We start from the raw sequence: 25,602 nt of genomic DNA on the forward strand, positions 1-25,602 counted from the left end.
TATAATTAAAATTTATTCAAAAAATTTTCAATTCATATTTGAGTATAACTTTAAATATATAAACTTTAATAATACTATTGGATTAAAAATTTAACATTTATTGCAAGCTATTTATTTTTATTCTCATTAATAATACCAAGAATTATATAATTTTATATTAAAATAAGGTATTATTACATTTACATAAGAAAGCTAAAAAAATGCTCCCTTTAGGTGAACATATTGAAGTAAATGAATTGCCTAAAGAAGCATATATTCGTGAAGCAAAAGAAGAAGCTGGATTAAATGTAACTTTATATAATCCCATAGACATAAATCTAAAAAAATCATGTGATTTATCTGGTGAAAAACTACTCATAAATCCTATACACACAATTTTGGGCGATGTAAGTCCTAATCATTCACATATAGACTTTGTTTATTATGCAACAACTACTTCCTTTGAGACCTCACCTGAAATTGGTGAATCTAAAATTCTTAAGTGGTATAGTAAAAAAGATTTAAAAACGTAAATAATATTCAAGAAAATATTTTAGCTATGGCTACTGAAGCATTAGACTTATTAGGTGAAATTTGATTTACCATTGTTTATATCTTTAATTTAATTAATAGGCATAATATAAATCTGACAAGGATTCCATTGGTCCCAAAGTGTAGGAAAGCATTCAAACTCTTTAAGTCCAAGCTTTTTATAAAATGAATTTGTTCTATCTTAAACATCATAACATCCTTCTTTTACTGTTTTGACTTGCATATATAAATATCTCTGTTCTTTGGCATAATCATAACAAGCTTTAAATAACTTAGTACCTATTTTATATCTATGAAATTCTTTTAATACTCCCATAACATAAATCTCTAAAGTATATGGACTTGTTTCTTTTAGTGCAATAAAGCCTCTTACTTGTCTATTTTCTATATCAGCCCCAAAAGACATTTCCTTACTATAAGTAATATATTCAGCTGTACTCTCTGGCAACCCAAACCACTCTTGAAGTTCACATAGTATTTCTCGTGATATTTTTTCTTTTCTATCTCTATCCTCAATTTTAAATATCATAGTTATTCTCCTTCGTAATCATTAAGTTTATATTTAAATACTAAAAATTTTAATTTTTTTTCATATGTTTAACCAAATATCTTTTTAATAATATCAAAAGACTTTATTGAAAACAATTAACATAAGGTAAATCTTATCTAAGAACACACCTTTAATAAATTTTACATTCAGTTTAATTTTTTAAACTTACTTTATGATAAAATCTTATTATATTTCCAATTTTAGTATGAATTTATTTTTAAATAAATCTTTTTAAATTTCAATATAGACATGCATAATAATTTAGAAAAATACATAATTATTGGAGGTGAACTATGAAGTTTCAAAAGATTTTTGTGGTAATTTATGCTTTGCTCTTAGCCTTTCTCATATTTTCACCGATTAAATTAATAGGAAGATCTGCTATTGAAAATGGTGATATAAAGCTAAAGGTTTATTATCAAGCAGTTACTGGAGCAACTCACTATCTTAAAGAAGATTCAAAAAAGTTAAAAAAACTTTTAAAAGATACTTATCCAGAAGCAAATACTTCTCTTATAAAACTTGTAGGCAATACACCCTATGACCTCGTTTCTGATCCAGCTGAAATTGGTTCCCTTACTGTTTATGGGAAAGTAACAGATATAACTTATGAATTCTCTGGTGATGGTGCAGTCCCTGTCTTTGAAGTATCCTATTGGGATGTGCCTTTTAAAAGACTATTTTTAATACAGTATCACTGGTTTTTCATAGGAATGTTTGTACTATTCCCTATTTTCATAATAAATGCTTTACTATTACTTAAATCTTATAAAATAAAAAAAAGGTAAGAAAAGTTTATCTATTTTTCTTACCTTTTAAACATCCTGTTATTAAGTATTCATCCCTATTTTATTATATGGTCAACAATTTCATGAACATAGTCTACGTGATTATTTGCATGTGCCTTTACGCCCTCTTCTGCTCTGTTAAAGGTATAGCTATTATCTGTTATTTCAAACATAGATATATCATTAAAAGAATCACCTATGGTGTATATATCATTAAGATTTTTGTTTTCTAGTTTTAAAACTTCCTTTAGACCCTCCCCTTTTGAGGAGCCTTTTGAGGATATGTCCACAAAGAACTGATTTCTGAATATGGAAAGCTCATCACCAAAGATTTCTATTAATCTTTTCTTTATTTCTTCTCCTCTTTCTACAGAGGCATCTGAGGTGCATATACTTAAGATTACTGCTCCACTTTTTAAATCTAATATCTCTTCTTTTTTTACTAAATCAAAGTCAATTTCTTCAGAAAAATATAGATTTTTCATATCAACGCTTTTATTTTCTATTAGTTTCATTCCACTTCCATCATCAAAATAAATCATTATTTTATCTTGATCTGCAAACTCTTCTACAATCTTTTTAACTGCCTCAAAATCAACAAGGTTATTTTTTATTACATTTTTATTCTTATCAAGTATTACAGCTCCATTGCAAAGAACCAAATAATCAAACTCTAAGTCATATTTTTCAATTACTCCCTCCATAGTTAGAAGTGTTCTACCTGTAGATATAATGAATTTATGACCTTTTTTACGTAAATTTTTAATTCCTTCAATATCTCTCTTATTAATTTTTTTATCTACTAATAATGTTCCATCAAAATCACTTGCTAATAACTTCATATTCTCTCCTTAAATTTCATTATATAATATATGCTAATCTTATTATTAATTTTTACAATCACAACCATGGTGTATCTATCCCCTATAAAGACACCATTTTCATTCTATTAAATCCAATTTAGAACTATATTTGCTACTTAATATTTTGTGGTAAGTAAACAGTTATCCTTGTTCCTATTCCTTTTCTACTTAAAACACTAAAGTACCCTTTGTGGTTATCAATTATCCACTTTGCTATAGAAAGCCCAAGCCCTGTTCCACCATTTTTTCTAACTCTTGCTGTATCAGCCCTAAAAAAACGTTCAAATATATGAGGCACATCATTCTCATCCATGCCAATTCCATTGTCTTGAATTGAGAAATAAGCTTCTCCTTTAGAATTCTTACCTACTTTAAGCGTTATTGTTTCTCCTTCTTCTGTATATTTAGTTGCATTTTCAACTAGTATTCTAGCTGTTTGTTTAAGCAAAGCCATATCACCCTGAACAGTTATATGTTCTGATTCAATGTAGTTATATACATGATTTTTATCTATCATCTTAGACTCTTCAAAAACTTCATCTATCATATCATTTAAAGAAAATTCCTTTATTGTAAGCTGAGTCTTTCCATTAATACCTCTAGCTAAGAATAATAGCTGCTCAACTAGATTTTTCATATTTTCAGATTCACTCTTTATTGCTATAATAGACTCTTCTAATACGCTCTCATCATTTTTTCCCCATCTATCTAGCATATTAGCATATCCTTGAATTACAGAAATAGGAGTTCTAAGTTCGTGAGATGCATCTGATACAAACCTTGCTTGTTGCCTATAAGAATCCCTCATCCTGTCTAAAAGCTTGTTTATTGCATCCTCTAATCCTTTAAGCTCGCTATCACCTATATGTATTCTCTCATCAGATGTTACAGGACTTATTTTGGAAATAGCATCTTCAAGACTTTGAAATTTTTCCTCATCAAAGTCCATATTACTAAGCCTACTTGCTGTTTCTGCTATTTCATTAAGTGGTTTTAAGGTCTTTCTAATTTTAGCTGTACCAAATATTATTTCTTCTAATAAAAATACTCCTTCTACTATTCCTAAAATTATAACTATTTTTCTAACATAATATAAAAAAGCACCAGCTTCTTTAACCATGGTCTTTCCATTACTCCAAACAACTGTATAGGTTGAATTTTCTATAGGGAAAAAGTTAAATGACCTTTGTGCATTTTTTACCAATTCTCCATAGAAATCTTTTTCAGCTTGAATACACCAAAGAATAATTAAAATAATTATTAAACATATGTCAATTGCTAAAAATCTAAAAAATAAATCTCTAACAGAAATAGCATTAATCTTTATTGCAATAGAGGTAACATTTTTAGGTTTATTCTTTTTACTCATCTTTTATTACGTATCCTACACCACGTACTGTACTTATTATTTTAACCTTAAAAACATCGTCAATCTTTGTTCTTAAATATCTTACGTAAACATCTATTACATTTGTTTCTCCAACATAGTTATAACCACATACCTTTTCTATAAGCACATCTCTAGTTAATACTATATTTTTGTTTTCCATTAATATTTGCAACAAAGTAAATTCTCTATTAGTTAATTCTATTTCTGTATCACCATACATTACTTTATGTCTCATCTTGTCTAAGGTTAATAATCCACATCTTATTACATCTTCATCTTTTTTCACTGTAAATACTCTCTTTTTAAGAGCTGTTCTTATTCTTGCAAGCAATTCCTCTATAGCAAAAGGCTTTGTTATATAATCATCAGCTCCAGCATCTAGCCCTGAAACCTTATCCATTACAGCATCTCTTGCTGTAAGCATTATAATAGGAACTTCTGATACCTTTCTGATTCTTCTTAATACTTCAAGACCATTAATTTCTGGAAGCATAACATCTAGAATAATTAAGTCAGCTTCTCCTCTCTCTGCAATTTCAAGACCTGTTCTCCCATTATCTGCTTTTATTACTTTATATCCTTCATGAATTAACTCTAATTCTATGAATCTTGCTATTTTTTCTTCATCTTCAACAATCAAAATCTTAATCATTCATTAACCCCCTTAAGTAAGAATTCTTTTTAGTGCATATGGTTAGTAAACTTACCTTTTACGTCTTTAACTACTTTTGATGTTTCCTTAAATACTTTGTTTATTTTATCTACATCAATCTTTTTAGAAGATACTAAGAATTCCATATTAAAGAATAGTCCAATTATCATTAAAGGTATAACTATCCAAAATGCAAAAAACAAAAGTACAATTAGTACAGTAAAAGGAATTTTTAAAATCACTCTACTATTTCTTATTATTTCAATAAATATATTATTGCAAGTATCTATAGCTTTGCATATAGCTTCAAAAACTCCTTCAAAACTATTTTTATTTTCAAAATTATTTTCATTTGTATCTTTTTTAAGATTAACTTCTTCTCCATTTTCATTGTAACTTTCTTTGGATTCATTGGTATAAAATATACTAATGGAAGGCTTTTGCACCTTTCCATGTGCTTCTAAATATAGCATAGCCTCTAGCATATCCCAGTTGCTCTTTTCTAAAACATCTTTAGCTTCTTCATAGCTTATATTAGCTTTATTTTTTAACTTATCTACAAGTTTAAGCTTTTCCATAAATAATCCTCCATATTTACTGAAGCTCATTACTCCTATATTAGTATTAAAGCTTTTAATCTCCCACTTTAATTCTCTTTATAATAATTAAATTATACCATTCCCCTGATATTTCCACACCACAAAAATAAAGGAGCTATATCAAAATAACTTGTTAATAAAACTTTATAAATAATATAAAGAAAATATCTGAATGACCTTTAGAATTTAAGCTATTACGTAGAATAATTTGCGTTAATAAGCTAAGCATCGTATTAATAGGAATACAATGTCACTTATGTTCCATTGCATAAGTTCAAATTGCCAAATTAAAATTTGGATTTTCACTTAAGTTCTGAGCTTTATCAAATTATTAGAAGTAATTGCTATAATTAATGACTACAATATAACTAAAGTTCCATTTAATAAGTTCAAGAATCTAAATTAAAATTTAGACTTTCACTTAAAATTCAGTAATTCTCGGAATATATTTATAAAATTTTATATAAGAGTTTTGATGTAGCTCCTTTAATAGTACTATCTAAAAACTATTTTTCATATCCTTCTTTAAAATCTTTTTTAATATGATTTGCTGACTTTGATACTTCTTCAAAAATATTGTTTACTCCATCATAATTAAAGTCAGGTCCTGAAATTGAATATTTATATCCACAGAATAATCCTACGATTAATAAAACTATAGTTGGTACTGATAAAAATATTAAGAAGAGGATTGATATTGTTAAAGATATTCTTATTGGTTTTTCCTTGTCTTTTCTAATCTCAAGGAAATTTTTAGTTCCTTTTCTTATAATTTTACCTATAAACCTAAACATTCTTCCAACAATTTCTCCAATGCCACCAAATTTCTCATCCTGCTTTTTCTTATCTTCTTTTTCTTCCTTCATCTCAACTATAGTGAGTGCTGTAACTTCATTATTTTCTACTTTTCCTCTTCTCTCTAAGTAAACAATAGCATCTAAAAGATCCCAATTACATTTTTCTAGCACCTCTTGTGCCTCTTCCTCATTTATATTAGCCTTTCTAATTAAAATATTAATCATTTCATTTCTTTCCATTTATATTACCTCCACGAATTAATTTCCTTATTCATCTTGGTTATATAATACTTTTAGAAAATTAATCTAAAATATAAGAAAGATTAAAATCAGATTAAAATTTAACCTCTTTTATTAATTTCATCTGTTATTAATGATTTTGAGTTTAATATATGGTAATGTTTTAATTTCCCTTAAATAATAATTTTTATATCTAAAGTTTTATTATATAGATGAATTTAATAAATTATTAAATTCCTCATTATCCTTTAAAAAATCTAATTCACCATCGCTATCATTTTTTAGAATGTTTACAAAGTTAGAAAGAAGTTGCTCATTAAATCCCTCTTCGTCTCCTTTACTTTTTATATGCTTATATAATTTAGATTTTGATGGCTCCCACTTTTTGCCCATTACATCTAATATTTTCTTTAATACAAGTAAAAAGTTTTCTACATCTTTTTCTGCTTTGTATACTTCAAAATACCCACTATATGAATTATACTCACATAAATCATATAATTTTGTTGTCTTATCTATAACTTCTGCAAAATAATTAGCATCCTCATTGCGCCCTTCTTTTAAGGCTATTTCAAGCATAGAAATTAAACTTATAAATATATCAGTAGTGGCTGAAAGTAACTTCTGTTCAAAAATTTCAGCAGCCTTTTGAAATTCACCAGATTTATTATAAATATTTCCTTGTAATACTTTTTTATCGTAAGTAATATCAGGTAATTTATCCACACACTCCTGTGCTTTCCCATACTCTTTTCTTCCTAAATATATGTTTATAAGCATAGAAACTGCTTGATTTCTAATCTCTATATCATCACTTCTTGTTAATTTAATATAAAACTCTTCTATCTGCTCTTCATACTTCTCCTTACTTTCAACTCCAAACATATACAGGCTTCCTTGCATCACTGTAGAAACTGTTAAAATCAATTTATCACAGGTAGGATACTCATAGATTTTGTCCATGGCTTTTTCAAAAGCTATATGAAATCCATCATTATTAGCTATCTTTACTAACTCATTAACAAAAACTCCTATCTCTTGCTCTGATAAATCTTCCTTAAATGAAAGTAAGGTATTTAAATCAACCTTTAAAAGCCTTGCTAAAGCTGGTAGTAATGTAATATCTGGATAGCAAGTTCCCTTTTCCCATTTATTCACTGCAGGCGTTGATACTCCAAGATACATGGCAACTTGTTCCTGAGTTAACCCTTGAGCATTTCTTTTCTCTTTTATAATCTCATTTATTCTCATATAATCTCTACTCCTTGATAAAATAATAATAACAAAAGCTTTTGATAGTATTATTTTATCAAGTGATATACTAAGCTACAATTGAATAGTAGTTAATTTAAAATTAAATAATTTAACTATAGGTTAAACTGTTAAAAGTTAGATTGTTTCTTCCTTAAACTCAATTAATTTTTAATAATAAAAATATATCCTTAGGCAACTTATCTAAATGCCTAAGGATATAAAATTTATTATGTATTTTTTAATTATAAAATATAATTATTAATATAGAGTCCTCTATTAAATAGATTTTATTCTTTTTAAAACCTATTATTTTATTATAACTTATAAACTTTAAAGTTAATTTAAATTCAAAAATAACATTTATTATCCTAATAGAATAAATAACTATTCAATCTTCATGGTTTCCATCTGTGATTTTGTAATACCATTTCTTTTTCCATAGTTAATCCAATAATTTGTAGAGGCCTTAAGATACATCTTTTTTGATATAGGCATGGTAACCCTTAAGTTTTCAGGAGTGTTATTATAAATAGACTTTCCTAATTTTTTTATTTTCCATTTTACAAAGATTTTAAAAGGTGTTCCTAAAATAGCTTCACCACCACCAATTGATAGTACTGAATTAAACTCATATGTATTTTGTTTGCAAAATAATTTAACCATATCAATACAAACATTGTTTTGCTCTGGCTCTATGAATCCACAATTTACTATTACACTTACTTTAGGTTTATTTTTTGGTGGATTTTCTTCAAGAACCTTTAAAAAGTTAAGCATTGTAACTGGAAGTCCATCTGCATAAAGTGGAAAAACAAGTAGTATATCTGTATACTCTCCTATCTTACTACAAATCTCTTTATGATTATTTTTTGTAATATTAAAAGTATCAGCTTGTCCTTTGTAATAACTGCTAAAGATTTCTCCATACTCTTTAGAATTAGATCTTGGTGCTCTTGGACTCCCATTTATAATAATTACTCTTCCCATTTTCTAACCTCCTTATCTACTACCTCTTCTAAATTCTCTTCACCTACAAAAATAACATTAAAACTTTTGAAATTCATATTGTGAGAGTTACGCTCTACTAACCTTTTAAATATTTCTTTTTCCTCATCTTCTATATTTCCATATGCAATAATAATAGCCTCCTTCATAGCAACATCACGCTGAACATGATGAGCCTCCCCATTTAAAAGACGAATAAAGGCTTGCTGAATTGGAATAGCTCTCTCAAGCATAGTTTTCATCACTGTATCATAAGAACCATATTTAACTTTGCTTACATAAATAACCTTATCACTCTTTGCAATAATAGGATAAACCTTTACTGCATCATCACGGATAACACACTTTCCAGGAGTTTTAGTCCAACAACCAAAACATCCTATACAATTTGAAATTCTAAGCTTAGATAAATCAATATATTTATTTTCATCACTCTCTAAAAAATTAATATTTAACTCTTTATCACTTAGTAATAATCTCATTTTCTATTCCTCCTATAACACCTAAATAAACTGCTTCAAAGATTTAATTAACTTCTGCTTAATCTTTTTCTACAGTTTCTATAGCAATCATAGTTAAAATACTATGAAAATAATCTCTATTAAATTAATTACTCTTGTAACTTCACAGTTATCTTATAAACTTTGGTACAAGTATTTATATTTTTATTATATATCCTTCATGGATTATAAATTGAATAAAATGTAAAAAATACTAGAAATATTTTTTTATAAGGAATAAAATTAATCTTAAAGTATAATTTTGAGAGGTTTAATATTATGGAATATGATTGTGGTTTTGTAAAGGAAAGTAACTGGTTTCGTTATCGTGCTGGTGCAATTATTATTGAAGATGAGTCTGTTCTTTTCGCTAGTAATGAAAGGGAAGATTACTACTATTCTATTGGTGGTGGAGTACATATGGGAGAATCAGCTGAAGAAGCTGTAAAGCGTGAAGTCTTTGAAGAAACAGGAGTTGAATATGAAGTTGATAGATTGGTATTTATACATGAAAACTTCTTTAAAGGTGATGGAAGTTTGGAAGGTAAAAACTGTCATGAAATATGTTTTTATTTTTTAATGAAACCTAGAGGAACACGTAATTTAAATAGTAATAGCTATACTAGTGAAGTTAAGGAAATAATGTATTGGATTCCAATAGAAGAACTAAGTAATTATCGCGCTTATCCTACATTCTTTAGAGAAAAGTTAACTAATCTTAAGAATGAGATTGAACACATAGTAACTTATGAATATTAAGATAAAAAATAAAACTGATAAAATACTATTTTTATATTTTATCAGTTTATTTTTATATTATAAACTTTTGATTTTAAGATTATATTTTTTAAATTATATTGGTTTACTTTTGATTATATTACTAGCTTTTAACTCTATCATAATTCTTCAGTATATAAACAACTAATATAATAATAGAGAAAAATACTGAAATATTTTGAAATATGTAAAATGTACTTCCTTTTACCTTGTCCTTTTCATCAAATAAATATGAAACTGGCCAAAAAGACATGAAGCATAGAACTCCATAAATACTTATAAATAATCTTAATATAATATTAAAGTTTTCTCCATACATCCATACTAAAAGACAAAAACTTAAAAATAAAGCCATTCCAAGATTCATAAGCCTTATAAAAATATTAGACTTTTCTATATCTTGCCAATACCAGAATTTCAAAATATTTTTTATAATAAAAGCTAGTTTTTTCATATTATACCCCTACTTAATTATAAAACTTTATATAGAAAGACATTAAGTAATTATATTATACTGAAAAATAATATAAATTAGATACTTAATTTTTAGTGAATTCAGTATTAATATTTAAATACATATCATATTAAGTTTTAATGCTTGTAAAATAGCTATTTCTTCATAATTAATGAAAATTAATCTAAAATATAAAAAAGATTTAAATTTAACCTTTTTTATTAATTTCATCTGTTATTAATTATTTTGGATTAATATATGGAAATTTTTTAAATTCCCTTGAATAATAGTTAATTTAAAATTAAATAAATTAACTATTAGTTGAATTATATACTATATAAATAGTATATAAAAAAAATTCTCAATTATCAGCTTAATGTAATTGAGAAATTTTTAATTTTATATATTATTTTTTATTTAATTATATATATTAGTTAATACTATTTTAGTAATATATTGCTTTTAAAAATGAATAATAAAATTAAGTTTATGTTAAAAGTTATCTAGTTTTAAATATTTATTATTAGCTATAAATAAATTCTTTAATGCACTTATATTACTACAAAATAAGTATCAACATATGCCGTCATTTGGTCTCCTAAAGTAATATAATGATATATAGGTATTAAATAACTTGAATAAACCAGTTTTTTTGCATCTACTTTTTTTTCTTGTAATGCAATTATTAAGTTTTGTTGTTGTCTTAAACTAACAATATAACTTTCAGCTATAAATAAAACTTGCTCAGAAAAAAATTTATCTGAAAATGAATTTGTATATGTCTTTATATTATTATCTAAATTTTTTTTAATCTCAATGAACTCTTGAATATAAAAGTCTAAACGATTATATACATCTTTTAACTCATTAGGTGTAGAACTTTCACTTATATTAACAGCAGTTAAATTTCCTCTTATTCTCTTTATTTCCTGTAAGTTATTTATAATAACATCCTTACTTTTTAAATCTTCTATTTTAGGGCCATAAGGTTCTACAATATTTGTTTTTTCTTGTTCATATCTCATATTAGTTTTTGCATATGCTATATTGGGAATAGTTATAGTTATAAGCATACAAAAAATTATTAAGCGTTCTATTCTCTTTTTCATTATTCCAACTCCTCTATAATAACTTTTAACACTATATCTATTCTTAGTAATTCTTAATATTTTATTCTTGTAAAAATTAATATAACCTTTTATATTTGAAATTTTTCATATAGGGTTTTTAATTGTAATTGAAATATGTATAATAATTCAGTTAATTTGATTTAGCCCTTATACTATGCTAAAATTAACTTATAATTTTTTATTTGTTAATTAAAGTTTAATAATATATGGTTTTCTAGGGTTCCGTAGCTTTTTAGTTAGTCTGGTCCAAGAGAAAACGCACAGATAAACTGTGAACACGGAAGGATAAAAGCCTGGGAGATATTTTTATAATATTTCTCTGGCTTTTTTATTTTAAAGGAGGTATATTGTTATGAAAAAGTTTATTATTGAGGATGATTTTTGGGAGCTATTCCCTAATGCAAAGATAGGTATTATCACTTGCAATGGCATAGATAATACTATAAAAGATGAGAACCAATATAAGGACATGATTTCTCAAGGAGAAAAGGAAGCTTTAAATCACTTACCTAACGAAGAATTTAGCAGCAATGAAGTTATTAAGGTATGGAGAGATGCATTTAAAAAGTTTAAGACTAAAAAAGGTGCTAGATCATCAATTGAAGCTTTATTAAAGAGGGTTTCTACTGGTAAAGGATTAGGAACAATTAACCCACTAGTTGATATTTACAACTCTATATCATTAAAGTATGCCATGCCTTGTGGTGGAGAGGATATGGATAAGTTTATTGGAGATATAAGATTAACTAAGGCAACAGGAGATGAAAGTTTTATTACCTTAGGATCAGATAAAAGTGAGCCACCCTATGAGGGAGAAATAGTTTATAAAGATGATGAAGGAGCTATTTGCAGATGCTGGAATTGGCGTGAGTCAGTAAGAACTATGTTAACAGAAGATACAAAAAATGCTTTCTTATGCATTGAGTTAGTTGATGAAAATAGAGAAAAAGATTTTGAAAATGCCTTAAAAGAGTTATCTCAATTAGTAGAGAAAAACTTAGGTGGAAAATCTGAGATTTCAATACTTCATATTAACAATAAGGAAGCTATAATTTAAGTATTTACGGAGGATAAGTTTATGAATAATTTTACCTATAAAGAGGTTTATATTGAGGATGGAAAGAGAGTTTTAGAGATTAATGTGCTTCCAGAAAAGTACTGTAATTTTGATTGTATATTTTGTCCTATAGGAAGATCAAAGAATAAAATAGATACTCAAAAATCCTTTGATAATGTGGATGAGTCATTAATTGAACTAGAAAATATGATTAATGATACAAAACCTGATCTAATCTTTATTAATTCAAAGGGAGAAGCCTTAATAAATGATAAAATTCAGGATATTATAGATTTTATAAAATCAAAGGGAGTTCCTGTAAGACTACTTTCTAATGGTTACATGCTTGGAAAGGATGAATATATAAAGATTGCTAATAAATGTGATGAAGTTATTGGAGAAATAAAGGTAATAACAGAGGAAGATTTTAAGAAGGTTCAAAGACCAATTGAAGGCTATACCCTTCATGAATACATATCAAATATGGCTTCCTTTAATAAACAATATAATGGCAAATTCATATTTGAAATAACCATAGTTAAGGGATATAATGATGACTCTGAATCAGTTAATAAACTGAAGGAAGTTATAAAAACAATCTGCCCTAATGAGGTTATTGTTGCTAGAATTGATGATGATATATTTAAGAAAAAACTTGGTATATCTGATGAAAGATTTGAAGAAATTTCAAGGGAGCTATTAGATGTAAACTGCTAAATACATAGATTATTAGATTCAAAGTTCTAAATTTAATAAGTATATATCAATAATTAAGTAAAAATGGACAGATATCATGTCCATTTTACTTTTCAATTCTTATTATATATAATTAACAAATTCACCCTCCTTTTATTTACTGTTTGTTTAAATTTTAGTAAAATATACATATAAATTACGGTAATAAAAGGTGGGGTATTTATGATAATAATACATAGAGATAACTTACTTGACGTTATGAGATCTTATAAAATAATTATAGATGATACCTATTATGGAAAGATAAAATGTGGTGAAACAAAACAAATAAATTTAGAGAAAGGGGATCACACAATTTATCTAAAAATAGATTGGTGTAGAAGCCCTAAATTGAATTTTTCTAATTCAGATAATGAAACCATATTTTTTGATTGTGGTAATTATATGAATGGTTGGAAACAACTTTTATTCCCACTTTATATAACTTTCCTTAAGAATAAATATTTATTTTTAGAGGAAACTAATAAAAAACTCTCCTAGTGTGAAGTTAATTTATAAAATAAAAAAATGATACCTATGTTGGTATCATTTTTATTATCTTTGTGCATTGATATTTTTAGAACTCTTATAACTTTATATTTAATTATTACCCTTAAATCTATTTTAGATTTAATGAGTTTACTATTTATAAGTGTATCCTTATATTATTTACCTTAATCCACATCTAAAATTTTGGAGAAATACTTCTTGTTTCTCTTTGCTGCAATGGTTATTTTGAAGGGGCTTTTGTCGTATCCTTCTACAATGATGTTTCCTGATTTATCTCTGTAAGCTACTTGTATATTTTTAAAGTAGAAAATGTAGTAGCCAAGTATAATTCCATCTTTAAAGTAGCCTGTTGCTCTATTTAGTGCTTCATTTCCAAATATGAATTTAACTTCTTTGAACTATGCATTTAAGCACTCTCCCTCACATACTGAACTATTTCCTTAGCCAGATCATCATTTAAACCATTGCTACAGTTTAGTCCTACTTTGTGTTTTTTCTTGGCCATTGTAATGTGGTAAACATCCTTATTTTTTGTTTTATTAATGCTAAAATCATCTAAATCCTCAAAGCCTATTTCACTTAAGGTTTCAATGTGTTCTCCCTTTTCAAAATCATTTAACTTTGCTTTTAAGTAAATCTTTCCATTTTCTATTTCAAAAATAACCTTGCCAGCAGGTATCCCACAGACAGGTAAAGTGTAATATGTAAATGGAGCAATGTTATTATAAAAAAATTGCTTTACTAACTCCTTGTTGTCTAAATATACTATAAACTTAAATTTTTTATTGTTATTCATAATATTTACCTCTTTAATCTTCATCATTATACATAAGTAAACATCCTTTACTATTAAAAGATGGTTTCTTTACTACTTTTATCTTTTTCCCATCAAGAAATCTATATAAATTATTCTCCATAAGAGCATTTAATAATACTTCATTTCCATAATAATTTCCTTTGCTATCCATATAAAATGTAGTATTAACTTGTCCCCATCCTTCAAACATATATATAGGTTCATTCCCTATAAAAGCAACAGGAGATATCTCACACTCTGGTTTTTCTATATATACCATATTATTATCAAAATTATTTAATATGGTATCTAAATTATCATAAAATACTGATATATCAGCACTTTTATAATTCTTAATTAAAAATTTATCAACTTCATTTTGTGTTTTTAATCCTTTAGGATCATTTTTATAAAATAATTTTATAGCCTCATCTGGAGTTAATCCGTACTCTTTAATGTCCATTGTTTGAGCGTTATCCTTTGACTGAACATTATTTGACTTCTTATCATTTACCTTATTAGAGTTATTATTAACCTCTCTTGGAAATCCTTTAGTTGGTACGAAGCTCTTCTTTGATTCTTCAATTATCTTATCAAATGTGTCTTTATATTTAGCAGGATATCTATATATAAATACTGGTATATCTGAATCTGGTCCTTCTACAATTCCATATTCATAAATTATTAAGCCATTTTTTTCACAAGCAAAGGTATATGTATTTCCTTCTAGATTACTAATTAATATTTTGCTATCTTTCTCATTACATTTATTTTCAATATCAAGCTCATCTTTAGCTGTTTTTCCATCATGATTATCATTTAACCCTGCTGAAAATTCTATTTTTTTATCTTTACTCTTAAGAGTTATTCCACATTCTAAATCTGGCATTTCACTTTTTTGTATTTTAAAGAAATTAGGATACCTTAATGATAAACCATGCATAAGAAAGGTGTTATAATTCCAATCACCATCAATATTTCCAACCTCCAAAGGATTTTTACCTATTATAGCTCCATAAATATTTTCTTTGTCTAAATCAGAATAATTTTCAACTTCATTAAGTTCTAATATATTCTTTCTATTGTAATTAAGTTTTATCTCAGCAATCTTAAACCCCTTTGGTATAGTTATAATTCCATTCTTTACAGTAACAACTTCTTCATTTTCTGAAGATTTTTCTTCTTTTTTTGCTTTAGTATCATTTTCTGAATCCTTTGATTCCTTTTTATCATTATTATCATTTTTAACTTCTTCTTTATTATTCTTTTCCTCATTAGAAATATTAGAGCTGTTTTCATTATCACTTACTTCTTTTTGATTGTTTGTGCTACAACCAATGAATGCACCGCTTAATATTCCTATTGAAAGTAATAGACTTACTAATCTTCTCATAATATCCTCCTATATTTAACAACTTATTAACATTATATAACATTTTTGTTAATAAGTTAAGTTTATTACTCTTTGCAAATAAAAAAATATATAGAAAGCTATGAACTTGAAAATGCTCTTGTAGAAATAGATATTAACGATAAAAGCTTCTGCCCTTTCCCTTATATTGAAATAGAAACAGATTCCATTGAAAATTTAGAAAAGGTTGTTGCTTCTCTTGGATATACTTTAGAAAATACTACTTCTCAAACTATTTATGATATTTTAGCTGAAAGAGGAATCACTGGAAGTACTCTTGGAAAATAATAAGTTTAAAATGTATACTATTATATAAAAATAGCTAGATATTGGATAATTCCAGGTAATCTAGCTATTTTTATTACTTATATATGACACAATTATCTAAGCATATTCTAATGTTAAAATTGCAAACTTTTATTTTGTATATCTACACTTTTGAAATATACTATATTTGATCTAATTTACTATATTGTTTTACTTCATCCCATGTTGGAATTGATTCTAATGCACCTATTCTTGTAGTTGTAATTCCTCCAACTAAATTAGCTGTTTTTATTATATCTTCTATGCTTTTATTAGGAATATCAAGCACTTGTGCAATAACAGCACCTATAAAAGCATCACCAGCACCTGTTGCATCTACCATTTTCATTTCGTTTGTTGGTATTAATATTTGTTTTTCTTTAGTTGTAAGAAGTGCACCTTTTTTACCTAAAGTTATTATTAAGTTTTCACAACCTAAATCTATTATATATTTAGCTGCTTCTTCTATGTTTTCCATGCCACTTATTAAACATGCTTCTTCATCACTAAGTTTAACTATTTTACTGTCTTTTATAAAGTCTTTACAGCAACTTACAAAAGTATCTTTATCTTCACCAAATAAAGCGTCTCTGTAGTTTGCATCAAAAGTTATTATCTTATTATTTTTTAATGCATAGTCTTTTAGCTTGTAATAAGTATTCTTTAATTCTCCTTCAAGAAATGCTGTTGCACTTCCAAAATGGAATAAATCAAATTGATCAAGATTATTCTTTATTTCATCAAAAGTTAAATCTGAATCTGCATTTCTCATAAACTTAAAATCTCTATCCCCATCTTCTTTAAGTGAAACAAAGGCTAATGTAGTGCTTTTATCTTTTAATTTAATCATCATTTCAGTATTAATATTATTTTTCTTAAAGGTTTCCTCTAAAAACTCCCCAAAAAAATCATCTCCAACTGTTCCACAAAAATATGCATCTGCTCCAAGCTTAGATATTGCAGCAGCAACATTAGCTGGTGCACCTCCAGCTTTTCTAATAAATCCACTTGTATCTTTTAAAGCTTTTCCATGCTCATTAGATACAAAATCAATTAATGCTTCTCCAGGGCAAAGTACTTTTTTCATCTTCCATTCCTCCAATAATATGCTAGATAAGAGTACTACTATTTTAAAAATGCGGTACTCTTAAACTTTTTCAATTTATAAAATAATATCAGGATTATTTATCTCAAATATTTCCAATTCATTAATATTATCATATTTAATGTATGATTGCATATTGTATACTACATTTGTAATTACATACTTTCCACCATTTATAAAGATTTCAATTATTCCGTTATCTACAAATATGTCTAAATCATATATTCCATCTAATTTAGATGATTTAAATTTTACTCCTTTAAAATCAGTTTCTACAAACACACTGCTTCTATCAACTGCTATGCTATCCTCTTCTACACATATTTTGTATCCTCCAATATTTATATGACTTTCTTTGTTTAGCTTTACTTTTATTCTGCATGGATTATTAATATCAAAATCTGATCTATTTATTTCTTTTGTAAATAAGTTTTGTATATTTTCTGTAACTGCAAAATGTACTTTATTATCTATTACATTTATTACTCTTGGAAGAGTCATCATACCTATCCATTCTTCACCTTCAAACTTCTTAGGCATACGAACCCAGCCAATTAAAATTCTGTTTCCATCTTTGTCTAAAGTTGTTTGAGGTGCATAAACATCAAGCCCTTCATCTAAATAACTATATCCATTTGTTATTTTCATTTCACAAGTTTCTTCATCAAAATCTACAATTGAGTAAATAGAATTATTTGTATAGTTTACCCCATCATTTGTTATATGTTCAGGAGATATAATTAAAATATATTTTCCATCTACATTAACTAAATCTGGACATTCCCACATATCACCTATACTTTCATCGTAGCAACGGTTTTTGTATTCCCAAGATTCGCCGTCCTTACTTGTGTAGAAAAGAGCCTGTCCTATATATCCTTCTACACCTTCTTTTTCAAACTTACTTCCAACTATCATTGAATATCCATCTTTATATTTCCAAACCTTTGGATCTCTTGTATGAGTTTTATTACCTAATTTTCTATCAGTTATAGGTGGAATAACAACTTTTTTATCATTAAAGTTATCAAATGTATATCCATCCTTACTTTCTATTTTCACTTGGCACGCTTCAAATGATTCATTATCATATGGTTTATGAATATTTTCATCTTCAGTCCTTAAATATTTAATTCCAGTATAATAAAATTGTAGTTTATCATCTTCTATTAATGCTGTTCCTGAGAAACATCCGTTACTGTCAAATTTCTTACTTGGGAATAATGCAATACCGTGATGTTCAAAATTTACTAAATCCTTACTAGTTGCGTGTCCCCAATGTGTAGTTCCCCACTCTGCAGCATATGGGAAGTATTGATAGTATAAATGATATTCTCCTTTATAATATATAAATCCGTTAGGATCATTTATCCAATTTTTAGGTGATGTGAAATGTAATTTAGGTCTTCTCATTAATTTCCCTCCTAGTTCTCTAAAGTTAGAGTATTTCTTAATTTTAATATATTTTTTTAATTATGATCTAAAGTTAGGGTATTTCCTAAGTTTAGTATATTTTCTTCAGTATCCAAGTCAAAGAAATGAACTTTATTTACATTGATTACAAATTTGAATTGCTCTCCAATTTCCTTTACGTCTTCTTTTCCTACTCTTGCTACTGATGTAGTGTTTCCTATTTTAAAATACAAGTTATTTTCATTTCCCATGATTTCTGTATTTTCTATAGCTGAAGTAATAATACTGTCTTCAAATAATCCAATATTTAGATTATCAAGCTTTATATCTTCAGCTCTAAATCCCATACATAATTTGCCTTGTCTGTTGTTCATTCTTTTTAATATTCCTTCTGGAAGCGTTATTTTGCTTCCATTTTCTAATATAGCTTTATTTCCTTTAACTTCAACATTAAGAAAGTTCATTTGTGGTGAGCCTATGAAGCTTCCAACAAATTTGTTTCTAGGATTGTCATATAAGTCCATAGGTGTTCCTATTTGTTGTATTATTCCATCTTTCATAACAACAATTCTATCTGCCATAGTCATAGCTTCAACCTGATCATGGGTAACATAAATTGTAGTACTTCCAAGTTCTCTATGCAATTTACTTATCTCATTACGCATACTGACACGTAATTTAGCATCTAAATTACTTAAAGGCTCGTCCATTAAGAATACTTTTTGATTACGTACTATTGCTCTTCCAAGTGCAACCCTTTGACGTTGTCCTCCAGATAAATTCTTAGGCTTACGCTTTCTGTATTCTTCTAAACCCAAAATCTCAATTGCCCAGTTTACTTTTTTCTTTATTTCATCTTTTGGAGTTTTAATATTCTTTAATCCAAAAGCTATATTATCTTCTACTGTCATATGAGGATATAATGCATAGTTTTGGAACACCATAGATATTCCACGTTCTCTTGGCGGCGTATTATTGACTATATTTCCATCTATTGAAATAGTTCCTCCAGTTATTTCTTCAAAACCTGCAAGCATTCTTAAAGTTGTTGATTTACCACATCCTGATGGTCCTACAAATACTATAAATTCTTTTTCATCTATGGATAAATTAAAATCAGTAACTGACTTCTTTGTTGCATTCTTATATTGTTTTTCTACATTCTTAAATTCTATAAAACCCATTTTATCGCCTAACCTTTCTTTTATTTATATAAATTTTAGCCCTCTTTTGATCCTGATGACATTGCTCCTTCTACTAATTGCTTAGAGAAAAGAGAATATACTATTAATATTGGTATTGTAACCAGTGTTATAGTTGCAAGTACCTGACCTGTTGTAACATTATCATTTGCAGTAATTGAATTTAATCCTATTTGAACTGTTAATAAATTGCTTGATGTAAACACCAATGATGGCCATAAAAAATCATTCCATATTCCTAAGAATGTGAATACCCCTACTGTTGCTACTATAGACTTTGACATAGGTATAACAACTCTGAAAAAATATTTTAATGGACCACAATGATCTAGCTGCGCTGCTTCATATAAATCATCTGGAAGCTTCATAAATACTTGTCTAAATAAGAATATGTTAAACGGACTTACAATCATAGGAAGAATATATCCAACTACAGTATTTAATAGTCCTGCTTTTGCAATCATTAAAAAGTGAATAATACTTATAGTTTCCATGGGTACAATCATTAATAATAGTATTATAAATACCCATACTTCTTTAAATGGAAAATTTATTTTTGCTAAAGCATATCCTGCTAGACCATTAACTATAATACTTAAAACTATAAGTATTGCTGCATAAACTAACGTATTAGTCATATATCGCATTAAACTGCTGTTTGTAATAATAGTTATATAATTTTCAAAAAAGTTATCAAAGCTAAGTGGTGGAAGAAATGCTGCTATACTGTTCATATCTTGTGTTATCATAGCATCTGATTTAAAAGAATTTACAATCATCCATATAATAGGAAATAAAAACAATAGTGATAATACAAGCATAAAAACTATAAGAATTCTATTAAAAATTTTTCCTTTATTTGAAAGCATATTAATCCTCCTTTTTGTTTGTAAGTTTATATTGAATACCTGCAAGTGCAATTACTATAATTGCAAATACAATTGCCATTGCTGAAGAATATCCCATATCCCAATTAACTGTACCAGTATCATAGATATAGTACACAAGTGAATATGTAGAGAAGGCTGGTCCTCCTCCTGTCATCACCATAGGCTGAACTAATAATTTAAATGCTCCTATTGTAATTGTTAATAATATATATATTGAAATTGGTTTAAGCTCTGGAACTGTTACATTCCAAAATTTGCCCCATCCACTTGCATTATCAATTTCTGCTGCTTCATATAAACTAGGAGAAATAGCCTGCAAGCCACCTAGAAATATAATCATCTGATATCCCATTCCTTGCCATATACTTAATGCTGATATAGAATTAAGTGCTTGATCTTTACTGAATATAAATGGCTGAGATGATATTCCAATAGCATTTAACATATTATTTAATATACCTTCAGGGCTATAAATCTGCATCCACAAAGTTGATACTACTGCAAGTGACATTACTACTGGAATAAAAAATGCTATTTTGAAATATTTTTTACAATGAGTAACTTTATTTATGCCAAGTGCTAAAAGTAATGCTCCTCCCATCTGCAATGGTACAACTACAAGTGCAAATTTTATTGTATTAAAAAATGCTTTTCCAAATAACTCATCGTTAAATAATCTTGTATAATTTCTAAGTCCAACAAACTTAGTTGCGCTAGGATTTAATGTAAAAAAGTCTGTAAAACTAAATATCAAAGTTAAAATCATAGGAATAAACAAAAATAATGTTAGTAACACTAATGCTGGACCAAAAAAAGCCATTCCCATTATCTTTTCTCTTATCTTATTCATTACTTTCCACCTCCAATTATATTAATCTTGATAACGTATTAACTTATCTTCTATTCTTCTCATTGTTTTATATAACGATTCTTCTGGTGTTTCATCATTTAATAGTACACCTTCAATAGCCTGCTGATATGATGTACTTATCTGAGGATAAGCTGGTGATTTTGGTCTTGGATGACCATAGTTAACAAGCTGATAATATGCTGTTTTAAATAATTCATCAGTTTTAAATGCATCAATATTTTCATAAGCTTCAAATGTAGATGGTAAATTACCTGTTAAGTTATACATATCTATGCCACTTTCTGCATTAGTTAAAAACTTGATTGCTTCTTTTGCAGCCTCAGGGTTTTTACAAGTTGTAGTTGTTGCAAAAGCCCATCCTCCTGTTGGTGTATACTTTTCTCCATTCCAATCATTTCCCACTGGATATGGTGCTATTCCTAAATTAAAATCTGGATAGTTATTTCTTATATTTGTAATAGCCCATGCTCCATCAAATTTAAATGCAGCTCTTCCCTTTTCAAATAAATCACTTATTGTATATTTAGGTATATATCCTTTGTCTGTAATTTCTTTAAAATAACTAATAGTTTCTACATTCTTTTCAGAATTAAATACTCCATTAACCTTTAAACCATCAGAGCTTACAAAATCTCCACCATTTGACCATATAAATGGTGCATAAAAATAAATAGTTGTTTCCCCTGCTGGGAATGACATATCTATTGGATATCCATTTTTTTTATCTAAATAGTTCTTAACTTTTTCACAGACCTTATTTAATTCGTCCCAAGTCCATGGATTATCAAATGATGGTACTTGTATTCCTACTTCGTTTAATATATCTTTGTTATAATAAAATAACGTACTAGATTCCATTAGACCTAATGCATATAATTTATTGTTTATTGTTCCTTGCTCTATTACTGACGGTAAATATTTAGCCTTTTCATCATCAGTTATACCTACTAAAGGCTGAATTATGTTGTTTGCAACATAAGCTGATACATTGGGCCCATCAACAGTTATTATGTCTGGAAGTCCTCCAGAAATTACTGATGAATTTATTTTATCAGTATATCCTCCTCCACTTTCATTACGAGGTACAAATTCAACACTTAAACAATACTTACCATTGTATTCTTTATTAAACCTTTCTACTGAATTTTTATAAGCTTGTCCTTCTGAAGTTTCTTCTATAACATGAACCCACATTGTTATAAGCTCCTCGCCTTTGTCATATCCTTGAATATTTTTATTTGATACTTCTGTATTTCTAAAAGAACATCCAAAAAGATTAAAACAAAATATTAGTAAAACAAAACCATAAAATTTCTTCACTATTCATTCCTCCTATTTTAAATTACCGGTAATGTAACCGGTTATCTTAATTAAAGTATATCAGGAAAACATTTACAAATCAATATATTTTTAATATTTTTGCTGAAATTAATATTTAATGATATAATTTCATTAATTTTAATATTCTTTTACTTTACATAGTTTTAATACATATTTTAAACCTTGTATTTATAAGCTTAATATAAGGATTATTGAAATAGGAGGTAATTACATGAAAAAAAACATCACTTTTAGTGATATAGCTAAATATACAAATTTTTCTAAGACAACAATATCAAGATATTTTAATTCTCCAGAAACTTTGACTCAAGCTTCAATACAAAAAATTGAAAAAGCATTATCAGAATTAAATTATACTGAAAATAAAGTTGCCAGAAGTTTAGCAAATGGTAAAACTGAAATTATAGGAATTATTATCCCTAACTTATTTCTTCACTATTATTCTCAAATATTAAATAATATAATAGATACCTATAGTAAATATAATTATAAATTTTTAGTATTCTTAGGAAATTCTGATCCAAATGAAGAAATAAAATATATAAAGGAACTAATGGCTTATAAAATTGAAGCGCTTATAATATTAAGTCATTCTATAAGTTCACATCAATTAAAAGAATTTAATATTCCAATTGTAGCCATAGAACGCGAAGACAATTATATATCAAGTGTAAATAGTGATAATTATTCTGGTGCTGAAAAAGCAACTAAATTACTAATTGAGAATAACTGTGATATATTAATACATATAAATGGAAAAATAAATGGCAATACTCCTGCTTACAAGCGTATTGAAGCATTTAAAGAAACTTGCCAAAGGAATAATCAGGATTTTAAGATTTATATGTCAGACATTAAAAGTTCTTTTGAGGAAAGCTATAATTCTCTTTATCAAATTTATTTAGATATTGAGAAAAATTATCCTTATGTAAAAAAAGGAGTATTTCTAAGTAATGATACACATGCAAATATCTTTCTAAATATTCTTATAAGAAATAAAAAAAGTATACCAGACGAATACGAACTAATAGGATTTGATAATTCTCCAATTTCTACTGAAGCAATAATTCCTATAACAACAATAGGTCAAAATATTGATAAAATATCTGACTATGCTATAAAGTCTCTATTAAGACAAATAAACCTTAAAAAAAATAATAAAATTGCACCTATTGAGCATATTGTTGTACCAACTGAATTAATAGTTAGAGATACTACAAGTAAGTATTAAATTTTCCAATGAATATTAGTTTTTATTATTTGGCTCTGTTAAACTACTATGGGTAGAGGTAAAAAATATACTGAAGATTATAAAGAAATGATTTATATAAATCTGATATGACAATTTCTGAAATAAGTAGTGAATATGGCATAGCAAAATCAACTATAAATGGTTGGGTAAAATCTAACAAAGAAATAAAAATATCTGAAGATGAAGTTATAACATTAAAAGAAGTAGCCAAATTAAAGAAAGAAATGGCTAGAATTAAAGAGGAAAATGAAATATTATAGTAATAAAAAGCCGTAAGAAGGTTTAGAAAACCTTTTGAAGCGTGATTTTGCAACAACAAGCATAAATGAGAAATGGACATGAGATATAACCTACATAAAAACGCAAAAAGATGGTTGGTGTTACTTGACTTCTGTACTTGATTTACACTCTAAGAAAATAGTGGGATACTCTTTCGGTAAAAATATGACAAATGATCTTGTTATAGCAGCACTAAAAAATGCTTATTATCTTCAAGATATAGGCAAAGATAATAAAATAATATTTCATAGTGATTTAGGCTCACAATATACAAGTAATTATATGAAAAATCTATGCAATGAATTTAATATAATACAATCCTTTAGTCAAAAATGGTGTCCTTATGACAATGCATGTATAGAGTCATTTCATGCTGTTTTAAAGAAAGAAGAAGTTTATAGAAATACTTATGAAAAGTATGAAGATTCTAAAAAATCAACTTTTCAATATATGAAAAGTTTTTACAATAGTAAAAAGCTACATTCAGCTCTTGATTATAATACTCCTAATGAGGTAGAATTTAAGGCTTTGAATGCAGCTTAAGTAAGTTCGAATTTTTATGTCCAAGATATTGAAACAAATCCAACCTTTCATATGGCCTAAAATTTTTTAAAATCAGTATAACTTAATATATTTATATTATTGAAATAAAAAAGAAAGAGTAACCTATGAATTAGTTCTTCTTTCTTTTACTTAATAAATGTAATTACCTAATATTTCATAATAATAAGCTCATATAAACAACCTTAATACCAGCTTTTTTAGCAAAATTTCTTAATTTTTCAAAAAAGTCTGTATCTGAAAAGAACTTTGAGTACTTTTCTAAATTTATCTTATGATTTTTCCCTTAAAATTCTATGATTATTACTCCTTGTTTGTATAATTAATTATATTTTTTATTGTA

General features: G+C 26.9%; 28 protein-coding genes, 1 pseudogene and 1 riboswitch. Of the genes and pseudogenes, 10 read left to right on the forward strand and 19 right to left on the reverse strand.

What is annotated here, in order from left to right:
* The first annotated feature begins 200 nt into the window (after nucleotides 1-200).
* On the forward strand, nucleotides 201-512 hold the full coding sequence (locus I6G60_RS11310; protein ID WP_223932438.1) for an NUDIX domain-containing protein: 312 nt from the start codon (nucleotides 201-203) through the stop codon (nucleotides 510-512).
* Nucleotides 513-712: 200 nt separating this feature from the next.
* Here I6G60_RS11310 and I6G60_RS11315 read toward each other — a convergent pair whose 3' ends face one another.
* On the reverse strand, nucleotides 713-1,060 hold the full coding sequence (locus I6G60_RS11315; RefSeq protein ID WP_337250390.1) for a GNAT family N-acetyltransferase: 348 nt from the start codon (nucleotides 1,058-1,060) through the stop codon (nucleotides 713-715).
* A gap of 314 nt (nucleotides 1,061-1,374) precedes the next feature.
* On the opposite strand from I6G60_RS11315, the gene I6G60_RS11320 reads away from it, so the two are divergent.
* Nucleotides 1,375-1,869: a hypothetical protein gene (locus I6G60_RS11320; RefSeq protein ID WP_003454097.1), complete on the forward strand. Its 495-nt coding sequence runs from the start codon at nucleotides 1,375-1,377 to the stop codon at nucleotides 1,867-1,869.
* Nucleotides 1,870-1,925: 56 nt separating this feature from the next.
* On the opposite strand, the gene I6G60_RS11325 is transcribed toward I6G60_RS11320, so the two are convergent.
* From I6G60_RS11325 to I6G60_RS11360, 8 genes are all read right to left on the reverse strand, one after another.
* Nucleotides 1,926-2,711, reverse strand: coding sequence for an HAD family hydrolase (locus I6G60_RS11325; RefSeq protein WP_110077378.1), 786 nt, complete (start codon nucleotides 2,709-2,711; stop codon nucleotides 1,926-1,928).
* A gap of 133 nt (nucleotides 2,712-2,844) precedes the next feature.
* The gene (locus I6G60_RS11330) at nucleotides 2,845-4,101 is read right to left on the reverse strand and encodes a sensor histidine kinase (RefSeq protein WP_003462180.1); all 1,257 of its coding nucleotides are present in this window, start codon (nucleotides 4,099-4,101) and stop codon (nucleotides 2,845-2,847) included.
* Nucleotides 4,094-4,774, reverse strand: coding sequence for a response regulator transcription factor (locus tag I6G60_RS11335; RefSeq protein ID WP_003480791.1), 681 nt, complete (start codon nucleotides 4,772-4,774; stop codon nucleotides 4,094-4,096). Before I6G60_RS11335 ends, I6G60_RS11330 begins: the two co-directional genes overlap by 8 nt.
* Nucleotides 4,775-4,803: 29 nt before the next feature.
* Entirely contained in the window at nucleotides 4,804-5,352 is a 549-nt protein-coding gene (locus I6G60_RS11340) for a UBA domain-containing protein (RefSeq protein ID WP_061415439.1), read from the reverse strand.
* Between the two features lie 527 nt (nucleotides 5,353-5,879).
* Nucleotides 5,880-6,410: a UBA domain-containing protein gene (locus tag I6G60_RS11345; protein WP_061415437.1), complete on the reverse strand. Its 531-nt coding sequence runs from the start codon at nucleotides 6,408-6,410 to the stop codon at nucleotides 5,880-5,882.
* Nucleotides 6,411-6,614: 204 nt separating this feature from the next.
* The gene (locus I6G60_RS11350) at nucleotides 6,615-7,661 is read right to left on the reverse strand and encodes a helix-turn-helix domain-containing protein (protein ID WP_110077377.1); all 1,047 of its coding nucleotides are present in this window, start codon (nucleotides 7,659-7,661) and stop codon (nucleotides 6,615-6,617) included.
* A gap of 387 nt (nucleotides 7,662-8,048) precedes the next feature.
* Nucleotides 8,049-8,651, reverse strand: a complete 603-nt coding sequence (locus I6G60_RS11355; protein ID WP_110077376.1) for a hypothetical protein — start codon at nucleotides 8,649-8,651, stop codon at nucleotides 8,049-8,051.
* A complete protein-coding gene (locus I6G60_RS11360; RefSeq protein WP_110077375.1) occupies nucleotides 8,639-9,151 on the reverse strand; it encodes an NAD(P)H-dependent oxidoreductase in 513 nt (170 codons plus the stop codon). The genes I6G60_RS11355 and I6G60_RS11360 overlap by 13 nt, the downstream gene beginning before the upstream one ends.
* Before the next feature lie 297 nt (nucleotides 9,152-9,448).
* Here I6G60_RS11360 and I6G60_RS11365 point away from each other — a divergent pair, with 297 nt between their 5' ends.
* Nucleotides 9,449-9,928 (forward strand): NUDIX hydrolase, encoded by a 480-nt coding sequence (locus I6G60_RS11365; protein ID WP_110084288.1) that lies wholly within the window; start codon nucleotides 9,449-9,451, stop codon nucleotides 9,926-9,928.
* 121 nt (nucleotides 9,929-10,049) lie between these two features.
* Here I6G60_RS11365 and I6G60_RS11370 read toward each other — a convergent pair whose 3' ends face one another.
* Both I6G60_RS11370 and I6G60_RS11375 read right to left on the reverse strand, forming a co-directional pair.
* Complete coding sequence (locus I6G60_RS11370) at nucleotides 10,050-10,400, reverse strand: hypothetical protein (protein WP_197925335.1); 351 nt, start codon at nucleotides 10,398-10,400, stop codon at nucleotides 10,050-10,052.
* Nucleotides 10,401-10,951: 551 nt separating this feature from the next.
* Nucleotides 10,952-11,509, reverse strand: coding sequence for a hypothetical protein (locus tag I6G60_RS11375; protein WP_004456258.1), 558 nt, complete (start codon nucleotides 11,507-11,509; stop codon nucleotides 10,952-10,954).
* Between the two features lie 224 nt (nucleotides 11,510-11,733).
* Nucleotides 11,734-11,832: riboswitch (guanidine-I (ykkC/yxkD leader) on the forward strand.
* A gap of 50 nt (nucleotides 11,833-11,882) precedes the next feature.
* On the opposite strand from I6G60_RS11375, the gene I6G60_RS11380 reads away from it, so the two are divergent.
* The 3 genes from I6G60_RS11380 (at nucleotide 11,883) to I6G60_RS11390 (ending at nucleotide 13,823) form a co-directional block, all read left to right on the forward strand.
* Nucleotides 11,883-12,587: a B3/B4 domain-containing protein gene (locus I6G60_RS11380; RefSeq protein WP_004457187.1), complete on the forward strand. Its 705-nt coding sequence runs from the start codon at nucleotides 11,883-11,885 to the stop codon at nucleotides 12,585-12,587.
* A 21-nt stretch (nucleotides 12,588-12,608) separates the two neighbouring features.
* Complete coding sequence (locus I6G60_RS11385) at nucleotides 12,609-13,304, forward strand: radical SAM protein (RefSeq protein WP_004457341.1); 696 nt, start codon at nucleotides 12,609-12,611, stop codon at nucleotides 13,302-13,304.
* Nucleotides 13,305-13,505: 201 nt separating this feature from the next.
* Nucleotides 13,506-13,823 (forward strand): hypothetical protein, encoded by a 318-nt coding sequence (locus I6G60_RS11390; RefSeq protein WP_004457089.1) that lies wholly within the window; start codon nucleotides 13,506-13,508, stop codon nucleotides 13,821-13,823.
* A 415-nt stretch (nucleotides 13,824-14,238) separates the two neighbouring features.
* On the opposite strand, the gene I6G60_RS11395 is transcribed toward I6G60_RS11390, so the two are convergent.
* Both I6G60_RS11395 and I6G60_RS11400 read right to left on the reverse strand, forming a co-directional pair.
* Entirely contained in the window at nucleotides 14,239-14,628 is a 390-nt protein-coding gene (locus I6G60_RS11395; protein ID WP_111744150.1) for a hypothetical protein, read from the reverse strand.
* Between the two features lie 13 nt (nucleotides 14,629-14,641).
* Nucleotides 14,642-16,021: a hypothetical protein gene (locus I6G60_RS11400; protein WP_197925337.1), complete on the reverse strand. Its 1,380-nt coding sequence runs from the start codon at nucleotides 16,019-16,021 to the stop codon at nucleotides 14,642-14,644.
* A gap of 81 nt (nucleotides 16,022-16,102) precedes the next feature.
* On the opposite strand from I6G60_RS11400, the pseudogene I6G60_RS11405 reads away from it, so the two are divergent.
* Nucleotides 16,103-16,327: pseudogene (locus I6G60_RS11405) on the forward strand (CYTH domain-containing protein); the annotation flags it as partial.
* Between the two features lie 160 nt (nucleotides 16,328-16,487).
* On the opposite strand, the gene I6G60_RS11410 reads toward I6G60_RS11405, so the two are convergent.
* The 6 genes from I6G60_RS11410 to I6G60_RS11435 form a co-directional block, all read right to left on the reverse strand.
* Complete coding sequence (locus I6G60_RS11410) at nucleotides 16,488-17,432, reverse strand: carbohydrate kinase family protein (RefSeq protein ID WP_004457102.1); 945 nt, start codon at nucleotides 17,430-17,432, stop codon at nucleotides 16,488-16,490.
* Nucleotides 17,433-17,507: 75 nt separating this feature from the next.
* Nucleotides 17,508-18,863 carry a glycoside hydrolase family 32 protein gene (locus tag I6G60_RS11415; protein ID WP_197925339.1) on the reverse strand — a complete coding sequence of 452 codons (1,356 nt, stop codon included), beginning with the start codon at nucleotides 18,861-18,863 and terminating at the stop codon, nucleotides 17,508-17,510.
* A gap of 56 nt (nucleotides 18,864-18,919) precedes the next feature.
* Entirely contained in the window at nucleotides 18,920-20,047 is a 1,128-nt protein-coding gene (locus I6G60_RS11420) for an ABC transporter ATP-binding protein (protein WP_197925341.1), read from the reverse strand.
* A gap of 35 nt (nucleotides 20,048-20,082) precedes the next feature.
* Nucleotides 20,083-20,934, reverse strand: coding sequence for a carbohydrate ABC transporter permease (locus tag I6G60_RS11425; protein ID WP_004457083.1), 852 nt, complete (start codon nucleotides 20,932-20,934; stop codon nucleotides 20,083-20,085).
* Nucleotide 20,935: 1 nt separating this feature from the next.
* Entirely contained in the window at nucleotides 20,936-21,805 is an 870-nt protein-coding gene (locus I6G60_RS11430) for a carbohydrate ABC transporter permease (protein WP_003467041.1), read from the reverse strand.
* Nucleotides 21,806-21,826: 21 nt separating this feature from the next.
* The gene (locus tag I6G60_RS11435) at nucleotides 21,827-23,146 is read right to left on the reverse strand and encodes an ABC transporter substrate-binding protein (RefSeq protein ID WP_049040173.1); all 1,320 of its coding nucleotides are present in this window, start codon (nucleotides 23,144-23,146) and stop codon (nucleotides 21,827-21,829) included.
* A 232-nt stretch (nucleotides 23,147-23,378) separates the two neighbouring features.
* Between I6G60_RS11435 and I6G60_RS11440 the strand changes: the two genes are divergently transcribed.
* The 3 genes from I6G60_RS11440 to I6G60_RS15490 all read left to right on the forward strand — a co-directional run bounded on the left by I6G60_RS11440 (nucleotide 23,379) and on the right by I6G60_RS15490 (nucleotide 25,241).
* Complete coding sequence (locus I6G60_RS11440; RefSeq protein WP_004457320.1) at nucleotides 23,379-24,398, forward strand: LacI family DNA-binding transcriptional regulator; 1,020 nt, start codon at nucleotides 23,379-23,381, stop codon at nucleotides 24,396-24,398.
* 107 nt (nucleotides 24,399-24,505) lie between these two features.
* Entirely contained in the window at nucleotides 24,506-24,679 is a 174-nt protein-coding gene (locus I6G60_RS15485) for a hypothetical protein (protein ID WP_371830501.1), read from the forward strand.
* 124 nt (nucleotides 24,680-24,803) lie between these two features.
* On the forward strand, nucleotides 24,804-25,241 hold the full coding sequence (locus I6G60_RS15490) for a transposase (RefSeq protein WP_371830502.1): 438 nt from the start codon (nucleotides 24,804-24,806) through the stop codon (nucleotides 25,239-25,241).
* Nucleotides 25,242-25,602: the final 361 nt, after the last annotated feature.

It is taken from the genome of Clostridium perfringens, assembly GCF_016027375.1.
GTDB lineage: Bacteria > Bacillota > Clostridia > Clostridiales > Clostridiaceae > Sarcina > Sarcina perfringens.